This is a genomic window from Dehalococcoidia bacterium (assembly GCA_028711995.1).
In the GTDB taxonomy this organism is placed as follows: Bacteria; Chloroflexota; Dehalococcoidia; order SZUA-161; family SpSt-899; genus JAQTRE01.
Genome location: JAQTRE010000073.1, coordinates 1 through 14505 on the forward strand (window position 1 = coordinate 1; position 14505 = coordinate 14505).

Here is a 14505-nt window from a genome sequence, read left to right on the forward strand (position 1 = left end):
GGCGAGTTTTCTTTTTCTTATTGGCATAGGCCATGCTGGCAAATGTGGGTCCATTTATCACGGCAGGTCTCCTTGAAGTAGTCTGCCATTATTATCGCATGATTCGGGACTTAATCAGAGATTCCTATGTTAGAGGCTGTAGAGTAAACAAGATCACGTGAACATGTCATACGCTCAGGCACAAACCACCTCAAGGCTATCTGCCTTTCGGTTGATACTCTGGCCTGTGAATCTCGAATGATATGAGCATGAGGGCCATATGACTTTTTGCCTATTTACGTAAGGAATCTCAAAAGCATATGCTCGGTCTATGTCTAGAAGAGCAAGACAGCAGGAGGTAAATTTGGATAAACCTTGATCGAATAAAAGGATGAATGAATACAGGCTAATGCTATACAAAGGAGTGACAATGATAGTATCAAGATCCAAACCTATATCACTTTTGGCCCCAGCTATACTCATCGTCAGTTTGGCGTTGGTGCTTTTTGGACCAGCGGCAGCGCTGGCGGAAGGGGAGAACGTCCCGCCGATAGCCATTGATGACATCGCCTCGACTGACATAAACACTGCAGTGACCATCGATGTGGTGGCCAACGACACGGATACCGATGGGGACACCTTGAGTGTTGATGTGGCCTCTCTTGCTCAGCCTGCCAATGGAAGCGTGGCGATCAACATCGATGGTACTGTCACCTACACGCCCAACACTGATTTTGAAGGGATCGACACCTTCATTTACTATGCCTATGATGAGACCGTCAATTCCGAGAACCCGGCCACGGTAACCATTGATGTCGGCAATCAAAAGCCGGTCGCTATTGATGACAGCGCTACAACTGAAAAGAATATTGCGGTCATTATCGATGTGGTGGCCAATGACACGGATATCGATGGGGACACCTTGAGTGTTGATGCAGGCTCTCTAAGCCAGCCAGCCAATGGGAGCGTGGCGATCAATTCCGATGGTACCGTAACGTACATGCCGAAGGCCGGCTACAAAGGCGTCGATACCTTCAGCTACTATGCCTATGATGGCACTGTCAACTCCGAGAACCCAGCCACGGTGACAGTGACCGTGAGCAACGGGGACGAGGAGGAAGACGGAAAGGCGGTTCCCCCTGGACAGATGGTTCGCAGGGGCTTATCCGGTCCGATTGCTGGATGGGACCTCGATTCTGAGGGGGCCATCACCTATCTTTACATTTCGACCAATTTCGGTACCGTTAGGGTCGATGTATCGTCATTTGGACTGACTGAAGAGGACGTCGCGGAGGGCATGCGAGTGGTGCTGAAACTTGCAGATGAAGAGAGTGACTCTGGGGATGATGACACGGGCGCTTACAGAACTGCGATAGCTGAGGACCTCAAAGCCAATCGAAGCCTTCAGTCCGTCGACACTGCTGATGCAGGTATAGGAAAAGGGAATGCCTTTGGTAAAGGCAACAATAACGCTGGAAGTTCAGCAGGTAACAATGGAAACGGAGGAAACGGGAACTCCTCCGGCGGAAAGAACAAGTAGCATCCCAGAGACGGCTGATGTGATTCAAGGGGCCAGCTTCACGTTGGAGAAGTTGGCCCCTTCTTGTTGGGATTGCATTACTCGAGGTCAGCCGAAACCCTGCTGTTGCACCCCAAAGAAAGGGAATGACTTTCGGGCAAGCCACGGCAGCTGTAATAGAAAAGTCTCTACAAGGCCTTCCTTTCTCAAAGTTGCGTCATATGGGAAGCCAAACAAACCTCTGTTTTTGGCTGCTCACTGAGGTGATATTCCACGCTCCTGCGGGTATCCTTTGAGGCACTTCCATAATTACACCCTCTGAAAAGAGGTTCCTCTTTTGGCTCTAATTTTTGGCCCAAACCATGAATTTGAAAAATTGGGCATTTTTAGCGGTCCTTTTTTGCCTCTGTATGTTGGGCGCTACGTTGACTTGCCTCCCTGTATTTTTGGCCTTACAAAGTTGCAAGAACTTGCAGTCGAAAGACGATCCTCTGTAATGCGATGCTAGTACCAATGCCCCATTTTCCTCCTGGGTCTGTGAGGATATAATGGTAGCACTTGTGTCCACTGAGGTGAAACTTGACAAGTACCGTGACTCCAAATGAAAAAAGAAGCCTTCTGAAAGGGAGTCCACTTCGCTATCCTGGGCAATCACTCGATGAGCAATTGAGTCAGATGAAATCGGAGGCGCTAGGGTGGTTTGTGATAGCTTGGTTCGGAGTGTCTGTGGCCATTTGGGAGTGGTGGCGCTGGTTGCAACATGCCCCCCCACAACCAATATATGGCACCATCACAGCAAGTGTTTTGCTGGCATACTGCATGCCTAAGGTTGCTAGGCTAAGAAAACGCCGCCGTGATTATGAGCTGGGTCGTGATGGAGAGAGGGAAGTTGGGCAAGCTCTAGAGGAACTACGCCAGCAAGGTTATTCGGTCTTTCATGATGTAGTTGGCGATAACTTTAACATCGATCATGTGATCGTCTCCCAGCGCGGCATATTCTCAATTGAGACGAAAACTTACAGGAAGCCGATGAGGGGAAACCCAAAAATCACGTTCAACGGGCAACGTGTTCTGAAGGACGGAAACCCCATCGATCCGAGTCCGGCAGAGCAGGCAAAAGCCAATGCCGCTTGGCTGCGTTGCAAAGTGCTCCACGAAAGCACTGGTAAATGGTTCCCTGTAAAGCCTGTTGTAGTGTTTCCCGGCTGGTGGGTCGAAGAACAGAATAACAGAGAGATGTGGGTGTTGAATCCCGACAGACTTCCATCGTATATAGCCAAGGAACCCGACATACTCAGTAGAGAAGACACCCATTTGGCAGCATATCATCTTTCTCGGTTCATCCGGTCCATCGGGTGAGTGTTGTAAAGTTGCCGATCCTGGTTGATGCACATGCCTGGACGAGCGATCATGGCTGATCCAACCAAGGAATCAAGATAACAATTGACGAATTCCTACGATATTAATCTTGATCGACATACCTCAGTAGTGGCCAACCAAAGAAACAAGGCATTATTTGGTGATTTCACGGCTTTCCCAAGACCCTAGTTCTCGCGTCTGTTGAACGGGCCGGTCCAACCCCCAATTTGTTGGCCTGGCAGAAGTGGTAGAAACTTGCGGCCAAAAGACGACCCTCTTTCACCTTACATGTTAGGCGCCACCTGAATTGATAATCCCCGGTTGCCAGCGCCTCCAAGGTAAGACGCTAGTAGAGTGGTGTAACGTTATCTGTAGATATTGTATCGATATATGTTGACATTCTATTCCACTTATGCTACCTTATGATCACTGATAGCTTGAAGGAGGCTCAAGATGACACCGATTAAGCAAGGGCTGTATGAATTCAAGAAGGAAAGCCTGATTGAAGCCCGCAAAGCGATGGGGGTCACCCAAAACAAGATGGCCGAGCTTCTGGGCGTGCCTGCCAATACTCTGTCCCGCTGGGAAACCGGAGCCACTGCTCCTGATGCCACCTCTCTGGCGGCTATAGTGTCACTCATGAAGGAACACGGGTTGACTCCTCCTGTATTCTTTGGCATACGCAGCACCACTCCCGAATTGAAGTTGAGCAGCAAACCATCGGACCAGAGTGGAGACTGGATTGGCTCCTATAATTCACTGCGAAACTACCTGACTGCCCAGATTGAGTTGGAGGGTGCAGAGAATGCGCCCGTGGTCAAGGTTGAGATTCGTAATACGGCTCCTGAGTCTCCAGAGTGGCCCAAAGTGGTATTCACCGGAGTTGGTCTGAGTTTAGGGTATACGGCCAAAAATATATCCCTCCGTGGCCGAGACACGAAAATGACAACGAAATTACCAGAGAAAGCCCCCGAAACAGCCACGACACCTTGGGTAAACAGTTCCAAGATACAGGACTTACGCAGAATCACTTACAGCCGCACTGATCAGAAAGAATTCCCCCGGGTTACCCCAGATGAACAACAGCATGGCGAAGTGCTTTTCCCGGGAGAATGTGTCGTGTATGAACTGAATGTCACCACCGATATTCTGCCGTATGTTCAGTTCAAAATCGAGGGCACCATATCCCGCCGGCACTTGCTCCACTGTGAAGAGATATTTGCCATGCCTGAGCACATCACGAGAGCACCGGCACTGAGCGCATTAACCGATTTGAATGCGATCGATATTCATGAGCCTCTCAAGTCCGTAATTGCCTTGATGCCCAAATTTGATGAAAATACGAAGTTCCCTGAAGTACAAAACTTCACCGCGATTGTCTCCAACACGATAACTGGGATCAGTTCAATTCAAGAGGAAGTGACCAAGATTTATCGCCGGCATAAGTTCTCTTGGTTTCTCTCACACATGATCGTAGTGAACATGCACCTTGAGAATGTGAAGACTGCTTTGGTGCGTATGAAAGAAGCCATGGACTCCGGTAGCCCTGATAGGACAAATGCAGCCTCCAGTGCGATCCTGGCGATGAGAATGGAGGCATCTCAGGTTAACCGGGAGACCGAAGAACTCATGCGAAAACATAATATCTCTGATGAAGAGGTAAAGTACAGGTACCGGGGGCAATAGCGAGCTTGTTGGTTTGCGTGCGCTATCATCCATGATGAGGCGTCGGTTTGCGAGACGGATTGAGGGCCCCAACTACCACTCCAGGAGGTGCCTGTCCGCGGATCACCTCTCCAGGGGTGAGTCCGACCTTCGCCAGCTCCTGGTAGATATACGCCCGGCTACATCCCAACGATTTTGCAGCCATGGTCACGTTTTCGGATGCCTGCAACGCGTCAGAAATGTTGCTAACAGGTATTGCCATCACATGCCTGCCCATCTGCCTGCCCGAAGCCCTGGATCGCGCCATCCCGACAGCCACCCGATCCCCCGTCATCAAGGGCTCGATCGCTGCCATGGCCGACATGATCTGGAGGACATCATCGCCTTGTCCGGGGCGGGTATCGATGACATCCTCCATGAGCGACCGGAAGTAGACGCCACGTTCATGCCAATCCTTCAGGCAGTCCACACATTCGTGAACCGATGCGAAGGCTCGGTCCAACCGCTGAACCAATATGATCTGGAATTTTCGGTGCCGGGCATCCCGGTGAAGTTGCGCCCATTGTGGCCGGTTCCGGTAATCAGATGGTGCCGCAGAGTCAACATACTCTCCCACCATCGTCCACCCCAGCTGCCTGCAAAACTGGCGCACGGCAACGAGCTGGGTTTCCGGATTCGGATCCTCATCCATGGGACAAACCCTGGCATAGAGGGCTGTCTTCATATCATCGATACTCTTCTCACCCGACTTGTCAATGTATGCTTATTATCCTCTGCGTTACGGCTGGGGGTTTTGGATGACGAACGAGAACGCTGCCTGCCCATCCTCTTTCGGCTCGGCCATGATGTAGAGGGGGTCGATGGGTGTGTTATCGGATGGATCGTCCACCCAATGCTGCACACTGTCCAGGATCACGGTGTGGTCGCTGGGGATGCTCCGGCCGAAGTTGTCGCTGAAGCCACAACGAAATCCCAATCCGAATGCTTTGCGGATCCCTGGTTCCCCCTCGATCAGTGGCACGTCCACCGATCCCCGGAGCGTGGGGGCAGGCAGGTGTCTGTCGGGGAGATGCCGATTGTCAATGGGCCCCGTGTAACGATCCAGAGCCTCCAAGAGAGTCGAAAACCTATCCGGGACGGTGACGACTTTCTCGTCAGGCTGCTCATAGATGCAGCACAGCGCAAAAACATACCCTCTTCGATAGGCGTATCGGACGCCGAACTCGATACATTGCTCTCTCAAATCCATTTTGTTCTCCTTTCTATAACGATCGACCTAACCAAATCTCGATTTCTTTCAGCGTTCCTGGAACATCCAAGCATCGTTGCGCATACTGTTCCAGCCATTGGCGTCCCCGAGGGGCCAGTTGATAAACCCTCACCGGCTTTCCGGTGGGACTCAGCGCTGCCGTCGACGACACCAATCCCCAGGCATTCCATCTGGGCAACAAATTCCGCAAACTGGAGGGTGAAATCCCTGACCATGAGGCGATATCCCGTTGGGACATCAGGAGATAATTCTTGCCCAGGATGCCGTATTGGCTCCAGGCATGCCGTTCATTGAGTTGCGGCGTCAGCAGGCATTTGAGTTTCGTTCTATTGAATTTACCGCGGTCTTTCATTTTATTGTCCTTTCCCCGCTTTCGGGCAGGCGCGATGCACTACCTTGGATGATGGCCTTTGTCCCAACCTCAGATGTTGGCGGCTCGCGAATGCTGGAACTGCGACCTGCGGCACTGCCGCTTCCTGATGCTACCGAAACCGTCGGTTTACCGGTGTCAAACCACCAGATGACTTGCTTCATGATCCTCTCTGTAGGTTGCCGGGTACCTCTCCGCCAGGTGCGCAGGCAATCCAAGGAACGATCCAAAGCCAGCGAGAGTGCCCTTCGATCCGATCTGGAGAGACTGATTATCACGGACCGGAATCTCATCTGAAGGATTTCACGGTCATCGGGGTTTAACAGGAGTGCAATTTGATGGAATTCTGAAGATATCTTCATGTTAATGAACCCCCTTATATATATGTGGGTTTGACAATTGTGCGACCCCATGTCCCGAATTCTCCCGGTTCATGTGATGGGGAGATGACAGAAGATTCATGGCTTCCTGATGGGGATGGGGATGACAGGAGCTGCAACGCCAGCCCCCGTCAGGCATTTGCCAGAACTGATTTGATCCACATGAGAAGCAGTGTCCATCCGGTGGCTTCTCTCCCAACACCCTCACGTTTGATGAGGGCTTTTGAGGAGGAGTATCCCGGCGGTTATGGGATGGTAGGGCTGCCAGAACCCACTGCCTCAAATCCAACCCATTGGCGTGTGCTTCGGTGGGGTCCTTCCCTCGGATGACGGGCCAGCGTTTGGCCTGTGGATAATGAGTTTGCCACCATTGCCATGATTGCTTGGCTCCTGCCTCGTCTGCGTCCAATGAAATGAGAACCTTGTCTGCTTTGGTCAGGGTCTGATGTGTTTTCACATCGGGGCGGATGGTGGCACTGCCCAAGGCGATGACCGTTACCATGTCCTTCGCCTCTTGATGGATCAGAAGTGCATCCAGATCGCTTTCGACCACGATCACCACTTGACCCGGGCCTGATATCAGCATCGGCGCTGATGACGAACCCGGGCACAAGTAATATCGCGGTTCCCCAGCAAATCGGCGAATCCGAACGCGGTGAAGGCCATCTCCAGCCGTATACGGAATGACAATTCCTGACGGAAGCCATATTTCGTCTCGATCATATTCAGTTAAGCCTAGCTTGTCCTTTGGAATGTGAAACTCTTTGGGATTCCACCCCAGCAGGAAAGATCGGATCGTTCCATCCTGAAGATATCGTTCATCGCGCAGAAAATGGGCTGCTTGGCCGGATTTGTCGCTGGCTACATTTTCCGCTGCCCACGTGACGAACTTTATCATCAGCTCCCGCCAGGGGAGTGAGCGTTCCTCTATCTCCCGGGGTTGCCAATCGGGGGGATTGGATCGTGCTGGCTCCGATCTGACTCCAGGTTCTCGCCCCATTGATATACAAGCTTCCCGAAAGGTCATATGTTTGAGGTCCCTCAGATACTGAATTGCATCGCCTTTTCGATCGCAGCCCCGGCACCAATACCGTCCTTCCTCCGGCCAAACACGGAATCGGTCGATACCTTTACACCAGGGACAAGCGGAAGCATACTCCCCACCGCTGGTGGAGGCCTTGCGGGTAACCGTGAAGCCGTCGGCCTTCAGTAGATCAAGGATGTTCACTGAATCTTTTCCTTCTGACACTTTGACACTTCCACTTTGAGTTGTACTTAGAAACTCTTCTGACACTACTCCTGACAAGTCCCTGACACTCTTCTGACAGTTGTTCTGACAATTTCTGACAGTTCATCTAGTCTCGATGCAGATTCAATGTGTCAGAGTGTCAGAACTGTCAGTGGGGCCATCAAAAACAGCCGCATAGGTTTCAATCGCTTTCTTTCCCTTCGGGCTCTTTTTCAAATGTCCAGATCGAATCAGGCCGAGCTTCAAAAGGCTCATGGCGATTACGTCCAACTCTTTTGCCGACAAGGTGAGCCCCCGATAAATGTCGCGCTTTGGCACTGGCTTGCCAGCCTGGCGCAGATATTCCAGGAGTCGCATTTCTTTCTCCTTGTCTACACTTTGATTGAAATTGGAGAAGACCTCCATCACACTGGCCTCCAGGTATCCGGCCACCTTGATGGCCGGAGAGATGTGTTCCTCGCGGATCACTTTGGAGTGATCCATGACGGCATAAAGCACAGCCAGCTTCCAGAGGAAATCCTGTAAGCGGACAATCAGTGTCGGAAGAAGACCATCGGTTTGACATCGGTGATAATATGGGCGATAGTACTGGTCAAACAGAATGCCGGCACCGTTGGAAATGATTAACTCCCCGTCCGGTAATTCCGTGATCGCCCATTGGCGACTGGCATCTATCTTGGATACCAAGATATCACGGCGTCCGGCATCGACCTTGGCTGGGTTGGGATTCGGCTCCTTGGCGTTTCCGGAAAAATAGAGCCAACGGTTACCAAAACCTCCCATGATATCCGCTGCCGTAAGTGCTTTCGCCAGCCACGATTGTGTCGTCCCTGCCAGAATGGAAACGAACGGGCGTGTGGCAATGATGGTATTCTTGAGGACGGGGGGATTGACCATGTCCGGGCAATCAAACAACTCCGTGAGTTGGGAGATGAGATTTCCTGTCCCATCTTGCCGAGACTTTGCCATCAAGGAGAGGAGCTCTCCGAGGGTGATGAGACGGACTTTGTCTTGTCCTTCCAGTTCGCCAAGAAGACCTTCGAAGGATCGGATGCCCTTGACGATTCGGAAACCGGGTTTGTCGTCATCCTCAGTACCGCAGTGCAAACGAGACAGTAAATCTCGACCCCGAGACATCGCAGTGTCTTTCCGGGATAGCCCAGACCTGCCCACAAGTGCAACATAGAAATTCGGGTAGAGACACCCTGCATGATAGACATGTACTGTCCGGCCCAGTGTTCAGCCCAGGACCTGACAGAAGACCGCATAGTGGAATTCATCCGGAGCCTCGGTGGTCGGACCCACTAAGTCCCGGTAATCACCGAAGAGCCCTTGCCAAGCTTCCTTGGGAAGCTCTGGCGCTCTATCGGGATTGACGACATGGTGCCCGTTGTCGCGGTCTTTTGGAGCATACTGGGATCGCTCATGCGCAACGGTGTTTTCCACCTGAGAGCGGATGTCGTCCAGGGTGGGGTTCATTTCTGATCCGGACATTTTCCGACCTCTCGCTTCGAAGACTCGGTCAGCTTTGCGATGCGCGCCACGACACCGGCGGCGTGAGCCTCCTGTATTGCCTTTATTGCTTGGGCAGATGGCTCGTTGCGATGACTGATGGAGTAATTATTGCCCATCTTCCGGCCTCCAATCGATATCGAGAACGGCGCAAATACCTCGGATCTTGCCCCAACGCCGGTTAACGTCCATGGTTGTTGCACAAATTATTTTGTTCGCCTCCTTTTCCTTTATCACCACCGGCCGCGGCCAGCATCCGTTCGAGTCCAGCGCGTGATATCACGATGCGCTTCCCCAGGCGCAAAGCTGGGAGTTTGCCCTGGGCGACCATCTCGTAGGCTACGTTTCTCCCGATTCCAAGGAGTTTTGCCGTTTCCTCAACTGTCAGCGTTAATCTGTCCACTTATGGCACCTCCAGTGTTGTCTACTTCCATTAAAAGTGATATAATTTGGGCTGTCAACGCAAAACACGCAATAATGTACACGAAATTACCGCATAACTATTGAAACGACCGGAGGTCGTCATATGGCATGGGATAAGGAGACGAAAGACGACGTGAGGCGCCTCCTCGAATCCGGGCACGGGGAGAGTGAGGTCGCCGACATCACTAGAGTGCCCCTCCGCACGGTTCAGGACTGGAAGAAGAAGTGGAGAGAAGAAGGTGGGGCTTCCGGCATCCCTCCGCGGATCACTCCCGCGAGGCCCCGCGAGCCAGTAGCGGCCCAAGTTGCTCCCAAAGAAGCCATCTGGCCTCGGCTCACGGTCTCCGACCTGTTGAACATCGGCTTCCCCCCGGATATCGCACCGGACTTGATTGTGCTGCTTGAGGATGTGGCAAAGCCCCAGGGCAACCGCCGGTACGCAGACTTCTTGAACCATCTGGTGCAGATCAAGAAGGAAGATCAAACCCGGCCGGATGAATGGAACGCCCTTCTGGTGGGGTTTCCCATGCTCGCGGCTGATCTTGAGTCTCTTGGCTTTGAGGCATCGAGCTTTCGAGAGATGTCAGAACTGGTGCGGGAATTGTGTCCTCATTTGGGGAAGCAAGCCCGCCGGACATACCACGCGCGGGCGCGCTTCATCCTATCTCAAATGTTGGAGGAGGTCCGGAGAATCATCGTTGCCACCACACTCGATAAGAGTCCCTATCTATGCATTGAGATGAATCCGTCACCCAAGAGGGGATTGTTGCGCAAAGAGCCGGAGATAGAGGTCTTTCTCACGGACAAACAGCCCTCGTTGGGCCTTATGCCTCTGCCGGGCAAACGGTATTCCGCACGCGAGTATATGCTTAGAAAGGACCTGCAGCCATTCCTACAGCTGGTTGACATCCTGAGTCGACTGCCCGATGTGGACCGGCAAAGAGGGAAGTACTTCACGGGAGATTTTTTGGGCATCCTGCTCGTCTGGTTCACGGCTCCCCTGGATTACTGGTTTCCCAGAACCTCATCAGAATCCGTAACCTGATACAAACGACGGAGGCACTATCATGGCAAGAGGGCATCTGGTCAAGCGCGGAAAAGAATCATGGAGCATCGTCCTGAACCTCGGGACCGACCAAAACGGCCAGCGTAAGCAACAGTGGGTCAGCATTAAAGGCAGCAAAAAGGACGCCGAGAAGAAGCTCTCGGAGATGCTGCACCAGCTCGACATGGGAACCTTCGTCAGGCCAGGTAAGCTCACACTCGCCGAATTCTTAGACCACTGGCTCAGAGACTATGCCAAGCCCAACCTGACCGCAAAATCATACGAGCGGTACGAATCCATTTGCAGGGTACATCTGGTCCCATCTCTGGGAAAGACCCCTTTGACCCAGCTTCGACCGGATGCCATTCAGAAGCTCTACGCTAGCAAACTTGCCGATGGGCTTGCTCCGCGCTCGGTGAAGTATATCCACACCGTCCTTCACTGCGCCCTGGAGTCGGCTCTCAAGTGGGGACTCTTGGCGCGCAATCCCGCCCACTCCACCACCCCGCCGCGGGCTACCCGGCCAGATATGCAAACTTGGGGGGGAGACGAGATCGGTCAGTTCCTTGAGGCCGCCAAAAAGACGCAATATCATGCGCTGTTCTACCTGGCCCTCTACAGCGGAGCGCGGCGCTCTGAGCTCTTGAGTCTTCGCTGGCAAGATGTGGACCTCTTGTTGGGTCAGATATACATCAGCCGTACCCTGCATCACCTGAGGGACGGTGGGTATGTGTTCTCTGAGCCGAAGTCCGCCAAAAGCCGGCGCACGGTGGCCCTTCCCCCATCCGCCGTTGGGGTGCTCTGTCAACATCGGGAACAGCAACAGCACCAGCGACAGACGCTGGGGAGCACGCTGTCCGAGAGTGATCTTCTCTTTGCCGACGCCCAGGGCTGGCCTTTGCGCCCGAACACCGTTAGCAGAGCCTGGGTCAACCTCGCTGTCCGTAGCGGGCTGAAGGCGATTCGTTTCCATGATGCGCGGCATACCCATGCCACCTTGCTTCTCAAAGCGGGGACGCACCCCAAGATAGTCCAGGAGCGTTTGGGCCATGCCGGAATAGGTATCCAGGGTGATACCTATTCCGGCATCAGCCCGGGGATGCAGCAGGCCGCGGCCCAAAGCTTTGACGACGCTCTGAATTCAGGGTATAATGGACGGCGGGAATCCAGACAGATGCGCTAGCGAGCGGACCATGGATCCTTGGGTGACAAAGACAGTGGAGCGGCTATCGTCCGTTAGCAAAGCGTTAGCAAAATCGGGTTTAAACCGATAGAAAAGTTAAAAAGTGAATCTGGGAGGGGTGACCGAGTGGACTATGGTGCCGCTCTCGAAAAGCGGTGTCCCCTTTGGGGACCGTGGGTTCGAATCCCACCCTCTCCGCTTTTGAGCGGCAAAGGACTGGAGTAATCTGGAGAGGTGCTGGAGTGGTCTAACAGGCACGCCTGGAGAGCGTGTGTAGCCTTTGGCTACCGTGGGTTCGAATCCCACCCTCTCCGCTTATTCAAGTCCGGGATACTGAGTGGAGTTCAATAGCGCTGATAGAGAAGGGGTGCACGGATGCCAGTAATCGCCGTCATCGGAGGGCAGTGGGGAGATGAGGGGAAAGGCAAAATTGTTGATCTCTTAGCCGAGAGATCAGATGTTGTGGCACGATTCTCGGGTGGCAGCAATGCCGGACATACCGTGGTCAACCAGTTAGGTGAATTTAAACTGCACCTGATACCTTCGGGCATCTTTCATCCCAATGTGGATTGCTTGATCGGTAACGGGGTTATTATCAATCCCAAGGTCCTCATTGGTGAACTTGACGATCTCCAAAAGCGTGGTATCAGTACCAGCCGACTCTTCATCAGTGATCGGGCCCATTTGATCATGCCGCATCACATCTTGCTCGATGGCCTGCAAGAGGATGCCCGTGGCGCTCGCGCTTTGGGCACTACCCGGCAGGGCATCGGCCCGGCGTTTGCTGACAAGGTGGCTAGATTGGGCATTCGGATGGGCGATGTCTTGGATAAGGACTTGTTCAAGAAACGTCTCAAGGTCGTTTTGGAGCACAAAAACAAAACGATAACCAAAGTGTTCGGCGGCAATCCGCTCTCCTTTGACGAAATCGCACAAGAGTACGATCATTATATCGATCGCCTGGTTCCCTTTGTCCGGGAGACAAGCGCGATGGTGAACGACGCGTTAGACAGGGGGGATACGATCTTGTTAGAAGGTGCCCAGGGAACTATGCTGGACATCGATTTTGGCACTTATCCCTACGTGACCTCATCTCCTCCCACCGCCTGGGGTGCGTGCCTGGGCATAGGGTTAAGCCCGATGAAGATCAATAAGATCATCGGGATATTCAAAGCGTATACCACACGGGTTGGCGGCGGACCCATGCCAGTGGAGGCGAAAGATGCCACGGGAGATCTGATCAGAGAAATGGGCAAAGAATATGGAACTACCACTGGTCGGCCCCGGCGCTGTGGTTGGTTTGACGGGGTAGCCGGTCGTTTCAGCGCCCGACTCAATGGTTTCACCGGTGTGGCCATCACCAAGTTTGATGTCCTTGATACCATGCCCAAAGTGAAAATATGCACGGGATATAGGTATGAAGGCGATGTTTTGAAGGTTCCTCCGCCGAATTTCGCGGTGCTGGAAAATTGCGAACCTGTTTATGAGGAGATGGAGGGCTGGCAAACGCCCACCAAAGATATCCGCAAGTTCGATAAACTTCCCAAAGAAGCTCAAAGGTATTTGAGGAGACTCGAAGAGACTATTGGTGCTCCGGTTGATCTGGTTTCCGTAGGTCCAGACAGAGAGCAGACGGTGACTATCCGATCGATCTCGTGAGGCCGCCGGCAAGCGGCGCTCTTATCTCTTCCCAAACGATCTTCTGCAAGTCAAAGACGGGACCGTCCTGACAGACGTTCTTCATCCCGGAGTGGGTCATCACCGCGCAGCCACGGCAGGCCCCTACTCCGCAACCCATTATCTGTTCCAGCGTAACCTGCACGGGCTTGGTGGCAAGATCGGCTTTCATATTTGCCATCTGACGATACATGGGGATCGGACCGCAGGCGAATATCTGGTCGGCCCAGGGGGCAAATTCAGGTAACATATCAGTGACCATCCCCTTCTTTCCGGTTGATCCATCCTCGGTGACCGGGATGAATTCCACTCCCTGCCGTGTTATTGGATAGAGCTGAGACGAACTCCGCGCTCCAAGCAACAGTTTCACCGCGAGGCCTTGAGCCACCGCTTGATCTGCCAGCGCTACCAGAGGCGCGATGCCGATTCCTCCGGCAACTAGGAGTAACCTTTTCGCGTCGTTCCGGATTTGAAAACCGTTGCCCAGCGGGCCTAGGATATCTAGGAAATCACCAGCCCTATGTCGGGAAAGCCATTCGGTCCCTTGCCCCACAACAGAAAAGAGGAGCGCCAGTTTATCTGCTGCAATTCGATGAATGCTGAGAGGCCGCCGCAGCAGCGGGTCGAATCCCTCCCCGCAGCGGATGGTCACGAACTGCCCGGGCCGGAAATCGGCGGTGATCTCAGGGGCATCGGCCCAGATCAAGAAGACCTCGGGCATCACGCGAGCAGAGGAGATTATGGATGCTTTGATCTGGTTCATTGGTTCCATTATACAGTAGGGGCGAAGCATTTCCGATAGCAGGAAATGCTTCGCCCCCTCACCGATCAATCAGTTCACCACAATCGCCTGGCTCAGGCTTTCTCCCTTGAG

16 protein-coding genes and 2 tRNA genes are annotated in these 14505 nt (G+C 53.1%); 9 read left to right on the forward strand and 9 right to left on the reverse strand.

The window, feature by feature from the left end; genetic code table 11:
- Nucleotides 1-409: 409 nt before the first annotated feature.
- The 3 genes from PHV74_10260 to PHV74_10270 all read left to right on the forward strand — a co-directional run bounded on the left by PHV74_10260 (nucleotide 410) and on the right by PHV74_10270 (nucleotide 4543).
- Nucleotides 410-1519, forward strand: a complete 1110-nt coding sequence (locus PHV74_10260; protein MDD5094745.1) for a cadherin-like domain-containing protein — start codon at nucleotides 410-412, stop codon at nucleotides 1517-1519.
- Nucleotides 1520-2317: 798 nt separating this feature from the next.
- Nucleotides 2318-2857, forward strand: coding sequence for a nuclease-related domain-containing protein (locus PHV74_10265; protein ID MDD5094746.1), 540 nt, complete (start codon nucleotides 2318-2320; stop codon nucleotides 2855-2857).
- Nucleotides 2858-3310: 453 nt separating this feature from the next.
- Nucleotides 3311-4543 carry a helix-turn-helix transcriptional regulator gene (locus PHV74_10270; GenBank protein ID MDD5094747.1) on the forward strand — a complete coding sequence of 411 codons (1233 nt, stop codon included), beginning with the start codon at nucleotides 3311-3313 and terminating at the stop codon, nucleotides 4541-4543.
- Nucleotides 4544-4568: 25 nt separating this feature from the next.
- Here the strand turns inward: PHV74_10270 and PHV74_10275 are convergent, their stop codons facing one another.
- From PHV74_10275 to PHV74_10285, 3 genes are read right to left on the reverse strand one after another with little or no spacing between them, the layout of a single operon-like run.
- Nucleotides 4569-5246: a recombinase family protein gene (locus PHV74_10275; protein MDD5094748.1), complete on the reverse strand. Its 678-nt coding sequence runs from the start codon at nucleotides 5244-5246 to the stop codon at nucleotides 4569-4571.
- 54 nt (nucleotides 5247-5300) lie between these two features.
- Nucleotides 5301-5771, reverse strand: a complete 471-nt coding sequence (locus PHV74_10280; GenBank protein MDD5094749.1) for a hypothetical protein — start codon at nucleotides 5769-5771, stop codon at nucleotides 5301-5303.
- 13 nt (nucleotides 5772-5784) lie between these two features.
- Nucleotides 5785-6144, reverse strand: coding sequence for a hypothetical protein (locus PHV74_10285; protein ID MDD5094750.1), 360 nt, complete (start codon nucleotides 6142-6144; stop codon nucleotides 5785-5787).
- A gap of 48 nt (nucleotides 6145-6192) precedes the next feature.
- Between PHV74_10285 and PHV74_10290 the strand changes: the two genes are divergently transcribed.
- Nucleotides 6193-6459 carry a hypothetical protein gene (locus tag PHV74_10290; GenBank protein MDD5094751.1) on the forward strand — a complete coding sequence of 89 codons (267 nt, stop codon included), beginning with the start codon at nucleotides 6193-6195 and terminating at the stop codon, nucleotides 6457-6459.
- Between the two features lie 66 nt (nucleotides 6460-6525).
- On the opposite strand, the gene PHV74_10295 is transcribed toward PHV74_10290, so the two are convergent.
- The 5 genes from PHV74_10295 to PHV74_10315 all read right to left on the reverse strand — a co-directional run bounded on the left by PHV74_10295 (nucleotide 6526) and on the right by PHV74_10315 (nucleotide 9706).
- Nucleotides 6526-7791 (reverse strand): CHC2 zinc finger domain-containing protein, encoded by a 1266-nt coding sequence (locus tag PHV74_10295; protein ID MDD5094752.1) that lies wholly within the window; start codon nucleotides 7789-7791, stop codon nucleotides 6526-6528.
- A 123-nt stretch (nucleotides 7792-7914) separates the two neighbouring features.
- The gene (locus PHV74_10300; protein MDD5094753.1) at nucleotides 7915-8928 is read right to left on the reverse strand and encodes a hypothetical protein; all 1014 of its coding nucleotides are present in this window, start codon (nucleotides 8926-8928) and stop codon (nucleotides 7915-7917) included.
- Between the two features lie 102 nt (nucleotides 8929-9030).
- The gene (locus PHV74_10305; protein ID MDD5094754.1) at nucleotides 9031-9285 is read right to left on the reverse strand and encodes a hypothetical protein; all 255 of its coding nucleotides are present in this window, start codon (nucleotides 9283-9285) and stop codon (nucleotides 9031-9033) included.
- Nucleotides 9267-9422, reverse strand: coding sequence for a hypothetical protein (locus PHV74_10310; protein ID MDD5094755.1), 156 nt, complete (start codon nucleotides 9420-9422; stop codon nucleotides 9267-9269). Before PHV74_10310 ends, PHV74_10305 begins: the two co-directional genes overlap by 19 nt.
- 62 nt (nucleotides 9423-9484) lie before the next feature.
- The gene (locus PHV74_10315; protein MDD5094756.1) at nucleotides 9485-9706 is read right to left on the reverse strand and encodes a helix-turn-helix domain-containing protein; all 222 of its coding nucleotides are present in this window, start codon (nucleotides 9704-9706) and stop codon (nucleotides 9485-9487) included.
- A gap of 123 nt (nucleotides 9707-9829) precedes the next feature.
- On the opposite strand from PHV74_10315, the gene PHV74_10320 reads away from it, so the two are divergent.
- The 5 genes from PHV74_10320 to PHV74_10340 all read left to right on the forward strand — a co-directional run bounded on the left by PHV74_10320 (nucleotide 9830) and on the right by PHV74_10340 (nucleotide 13613).
- Nucleotides 9830-10771, forward strand: a complete 942-nt coding sequence (locus PHV74_10320) for a helix-turn-helix domain-containing protein (GenBank protein ID MDD5094757.1) — start codon at nucleotides 9830-9832, stop codon at nucleotides 10769-10771.
- A 22-nt stretch (nucleotides 10772-10793) separates the two neighbouring features.
- The gene (locus PHV74_10325) at nucleotides 10794-11954 is read left to right on the forward strand and encodes a site-specific integrase (protein MDD5094758.1); all 1161 of its coding nucleotides are present in this window, start codon (nucleotides 10794-10796) and stop codon (nucleotides 11952-11954) included.
- A gap of 112 nt (nucleotides 11955-12066) precedes the next feature.
- A tRNA-Ser gene (locus PHV74_10330) sits at nucleotides 12067-12152 on the forward strand.
- A gap of 30 nt (nucleotides 12153-12182) precedes the next feature.
- Nucleotides 12183-12268, forward strand: a tRNA-Ser gene (locus PHV74_10335).
- 61 nt (nucleotides 12269-12329) lie between these two features.
- A complete protein-coding gene (locus PHV74_10340; GenBank protein ID MDD5094759.1) occupies nucleotides 12330-13613 on the forward strand; it encodes an adenylosuccinate synthase in 1284 nt (427 codons plus the stop codon).
- On the opposite strand, the gene PHV74_10345 is transcribed toward PHV74_10340, so the two are convergent.
- Nucleotides 13594-14394: a dihydroorotate dehydrogenase electron transfer subunit gene (locus PHV74_10345; protein MDD5094760.1), complete on the reverse strand. Its 801-nt coding sequence runs from the start codon at nucleotides 14392-14394 to the stop codon at nucleotides 13594-13596. The genes PHV74_10340 and PHV74_10345 overlap by 20 nt on opposite strands.
- Between the last annotated feature and the right edge of the window lie 111 nt (nucleotides 14395-14505).

Excerpts from the sequence above, each read along its gene's own strand:
- PHV74_10260 (MDD5094745.1), top strand. The coding sequence starts at position 410 with ATGATAGTATCAAGATCCAAACCTATATCACTTTTGGCCCCAGCTATA.
- PHV74_10265 (MDD5094746.1), top strand. The coding sequence starts at position 2,318 with ATGCCTAAGGTTGCTAGGCTAAGAAAACGCCGCCGTGATTATGAGCTG.
- PHV74_10270 (MDD5094747.1), top strand. The coding sequence starts at position 3,311 with ATGACACCGATTAAGCAAGGGCTGTATGAATTCAAGAAGGAAAGCCTG.
- PHV74_10275 (MDD5094748.1), bottom strand. The coding sequence starts at position 5,246 with ATGAAGACAGCCCTCTATGCCAGGGTTTGTCCCATGGATGAGGATCCG.
- PHV74_10280 (MDD5094749.1), bottom strand. The coding sequence starts at position 5,771 with ATGGATTTGAGAGAGCAATGTATCGAGTTCGGCGTCCGATACGCCTAT.
- PHV74_10285 (MDD5094750.1), bottom strand. The coding sequence starts at position 6,144 with ATGAAAGACCGCGGTAAATTCAATAGAACGAAACTCAAATGCCTGCTG.
- PHV74_10290 (MDD5094751.1), top strand. The coding sequence starts at position 6,193 with ATGATGGCCTTTGTCCCAACCTCAGATGTTGGCGGCTCGCGAATGCTG.
- PHV74_10300 (MDD5094753.1), bottom strand. The coding sequence starts at position 8,928 with ATGTCTCGGGGTCGAGATTTACTGTCTCGTTTGCACTGCGGTACTGAG.
- PHV74_10305 (MDD5094754.1), bottom strand. The coding sequence starts at position 9,285 with ATGTCCGGATCAGAAATGAACCCCACCCTGGACGACATCCGCTCTCAG.
- PHV74_10310 (MDD5094755.1), bottom strand. The coding sequence starts at position 9,422 with ATGGGCAATAATTACTCCATCAGTCATCGCAACGAGCCATCTGCCCAA.
- PHV74_10320 (MDD5094757.1), top strand. The coding sequence starts at position 9,830 with ATGGCATGGGATAAGGAGACGAAAGACGACGTGAGGCGCCTCCTCGAA.
- PHV74_10325 (MDD5094758.1), top strand. The coding sequence starts at position 10,794 with ATGGCAAGAGGGCATCTGGTCAAGCGCGGAAAAGAATCATGGAGCATC.
- PHV74_10340 (MDD5094759.1), top strand. The coding sequence starts at position 12,330 with ATGCCAGTAATCGCCGTCATCGGAGGGCAGTGGGGAGATGAGGGGAAA.
- PHV74_10345 (MDD5094760.1), bottom strand. The coding sequence starts at position 14,394 with ATGAACCAGATCAAAGCATCCATAATCTCCTCTGCTCGCGTGATGCCC.